Origin of the sequence: uncultured Porphyromonas sp., from assembly GCF_934359325.1 — a bacterium.
Lineage (GTDB): Bacteria > Bacteroidota > Bacteroidia > Bacteroidales > Porphyromonadaceae > Porphyromonas_A.
Window position 1 is genome coordinate 1 of record NZ_CAKRLH010000196.1, and the last position, 3,053, is coordinate 3,053.

Annotated in this window: 2 protein-coding genes and 1 pseudogene; all 3 read right to left on the reverse strand. The window is 56.4% G+C overall.

Annotation, left to right across the window (positions count from 1 at the left end; translation table 11 throughout):
* Positions 1-334: pseudogene (locus Q0F21_RS06780) on the reverse strand (hypothetical protein); the annotation flags it as partial.
* A gap of 101 nt (positions 335-435) precedes the next feature.
* Positions 436-1,941, reverse strand: coding sequence for an ammonia-forming cytochrome c nitrite reductase (gene nrfA / locus Q0F21_RS06785; protein WP_297238542.1), 1,506 nt, complete (start codon positions 1,939-1,941; stop codon positions 436-438).
* Between the two features lie 32 nt (positions 1,942-1,973).
* Positions 1,974-2,585 carry a cytochrome c nitrite reductase small subunit gene (gene nrfH, locus Q0F21_RS06790; RefSeq protein WP_297238544.1) on the reverse strand — a complete coding sequence of 204 codons (612 nt, stop codon included), beginning with the start codon at positions 2,583-2,585 and terminating at the stop codon, positions 1,974-1,976.
* Positions 2,586-3,053 lie beyond the last annotated feature (468 nt).

The window sequence follows — 3,053 nt, forward strand, 5'->3', positions numbered from 1 at the left end:
TCCCGATGGCCATCTCCGGCGGCACCTGTGTCGTCAGCCCGGCCACTAAAGTCACCCCCATAAAGAGGGTGATGCTACAGATGGTGGCTGCAGGGCTAAAGAGGTATCGGATCGCCTCCGGCACCTCTCTCCGCTCCCTGAGAACGGTACAGATCCCCGCTGTCAATACAAGGATGATGACAGCTCCGATAACGGTCGAGTGGGGGATCATCCCTCCCGGTAGCGGACCGAGGAGCCCCTGCCATAGAAGTGAGATCAGGAGCAATCCGCCTGTGACGACCCAGCCCTCCTTGTAGCCCCACCTCCCGCTCCACAGGCTCTTTCCCTTACTCATCGCAACGACTTCCCTTTAGGGCAAGAGACGTCACCCGAGCCATCGGGGAACGTCTCTTCTCAGTGTAGATGATACCCATATTGTCCTTGTGGCAATGGGACTCACTGATTGGAGGCAGTGTAGATATTACCCTTAGCCTTGGCCTCCTCGATCCACTTCGGGACGATGGTTTTCTTGAAGTCCTCCTTCTTTTCCCGAAGCTTATTCATGTCAAGACCGATGTACTTCTGTGCCTTCTCCTTCGTGCTGATGTCAGGCATTGGTACCTCGCCGGTGAATCCATTCTGTGCCAGTACCTGTGCCAGCTTTACCCGAGCCTGAAGAGCTCTCTCCAGTCCACCACTCAGGATACGCGTCACCTCCTGTGGGGCGTGGAATGACGCACCATGGCTTGCCACTCCGTAATCCCAGCGGAATTGGCTCTCTCGGATCAGCTTGAGCACCGGCGCCATCTGGCTCTCCGTCGCTCCCTTTGCCCAGGCAAAGGCTGCTTCTATGTGTGCTCTGGAGAGCTCCCTCTCGAGGCTGTTCCGTACCTCGAGTGCTTTCTCTTGTCGGTCGTAGACGTTCTTTAGCAGCTCCTCCTCGCTCTCTCGGTGGCAGGTCTGACAGGTACGGTCGATGTGAGCAAGAGGACTCATGATATGGTGGTCGCTAAACTTTACTCCCCCCTCGCTGATGTACGGCATATGGCAGTCTGCGCAGGAGACTCCTCTCTGAGCGTGGATCCCGTGCTGTGCCAGCTCGTAGTCCGGGTGCTGAGCCTTGAGGATGTGCGCCTTGCTCAGCGGATGGATGTAGTCGTAGTAGTCTTGCTCGTCATAGTAAGCCTCCACATCCTCAAAGGTCATCCCCTTGTCCCAGGGGAAGGTGAGGTAGTTGCCGTCCTTCTTGAAGTAGTACTCGACGTGACACTGAGCACAGACGAGGGAGCGCATCTCTTGGTGAGAGGCCTTGGTGATGTCGATCCCGCGACGCTCCATAGCCTCTACGAGTGCCGGGCGGCTGATGTGCAGCTCCATCGTTTCCGCATCGTGGCAGTCGGCGCAGCCGATAGGATTGACTATCTCGCTTCCCCAGTCGGACCAGCGTTTCTGATAGAACTCCTGCAGCCCCACCTGCTGCATCATCCTCGGCACATCCGGGCCTTTGCAGGTCCAGCATGTGGCAGGCTGGAGATCCTCCCCGTCCGGAAGTCCCGGGGTACCCGTTCGCAGGGTCTTGGTGACGTCCTCGATAGCGTGCATATGTCCTCGCGGGGTGGAGTAGTCGCGGCTGAAGGCGTAGCCTGCCCACAGGACGACCATCTCCGGTCGCTCTGCCAACACATCCACCGCCTTGCTCCCATTGTGTCGGCTCTCAAAGGTCGTGTCTACGGTCTCCCTCCAGGTGTCGTACTCTCGGGGATAATTGATGCCGTAGACCTCGCTCTTCGCCTCGCCGGGCTCGATGTCGATCTTCTTATTGGCATAGATCGATCGGATCTCTGAGCGTCGCTCGGTCACTGAGGCGGCAAGGAGTCCCAGAAAGAAGACGATCACGAGGGTGGCTCCGAAGAGAAGCCAGCCTTGCCAGTTTTTTAGTCGTTTGGGTTTCTGCTCGTTCATAATGCGGATATATGAGATAGTGGGGTGGCTTATTAGTCGAGATTACTCTTTTTCGCTCTCTTGATCCAGTCGGGAACTGGGCTTTTGGGGAACGGGACGATGGCGTTGGGTGTATTGGAGAGGCTATTGACTCCGCCGTGAGGTACATCGCGGTGGCAGTCCCAGCAGGCCATCTCCGTCCCGTCAGTGATAGACGCTCCACGGAGCATCCCGGTCTTGACAAACTCTTGATTGAGCTGCGAGTGGCAGCGAATGCAATTCTCGTAGATCACCTTCTGACTCTCGGGGATTGCCTTCATACTTTGCGGCTCGCCCCTCATCGTGAAGACGTAGGAGTGCCGGAGCCCGTCCGTCGCCTTGAAGAAGTACTTCCTCACAAAGCTGTCGTGCGGGACGTGGCAGTCGTTGCAGGTGGTCTCTGTGCCGTGCGAGCTGTGCATCCATGTCGCATAGTAGGGCTCCATGACGTGGCAATTGATGCAGGTCGCCGGATCGTCTCCGGCATAGCTCCAGACGCGCGACATATAGACGAGGTAGGAGCCGATCCCGGCTACGACACCGAGTAGTACAACGATCGCTATCCTGCTCTTGTGAGTAGGAAGCAAGGTGTCGATGAGGCGTCTCCAGCGGTCTCCGAGGCTCATAGTCTATGCTGTCGTGGATTACTTTTCTTTACAAATCTACTACAAATTTATATATGAAAAAGGATTTCCGACACATCAACGCCTCAGAGCCATCTGGTAGTGTCTCCGGACTTAATACCGGTAGCATAATCAGTGGATCTCTATCTGCTGATTGCCACAGTATAGTGGTGCCTGTCGTGCCCCGAGTCATAAGACTAACGACTCGTGATGGTAGATGCCGGTCTGTTTGTCTTGATGCCCCCCCCATCATAAGTCAATGCAGTTCCTCAGTGGCAGAATGACCACCGAGGAACTGCATTGAACTAAAGGGAAAGGGGTTTACTCCTCCTTATCCTCGGGCATCGCCTCTTCCTCGCTCTCCTCTGAGCCGGCGTCAGCCTTCTAGGCGTCAAAGGCGGTGTGGAAGATCAGATCCACGTCGTTGCGGAAGGGATCCAGGGAGTAGAAGTCCGGCATCACGCAGCCTCG

Excerpts from the sequence above, each read along its gene's own strand:
- nrfH (WP_297238544.1), bottom strand. The coding sequence starts at position 2,585 with ATGAGCCTCGGAGACCGCTGGAGACGCCTCATCGACACCTTGCTTCCT.
- nrfA (WP_297238542.1), bottom strand. The coding sequence starts at position 1,941 with ATGAACGAGCAGAAACCCAAACGACTAAAAAACTGGCAAGGCTGGCTT.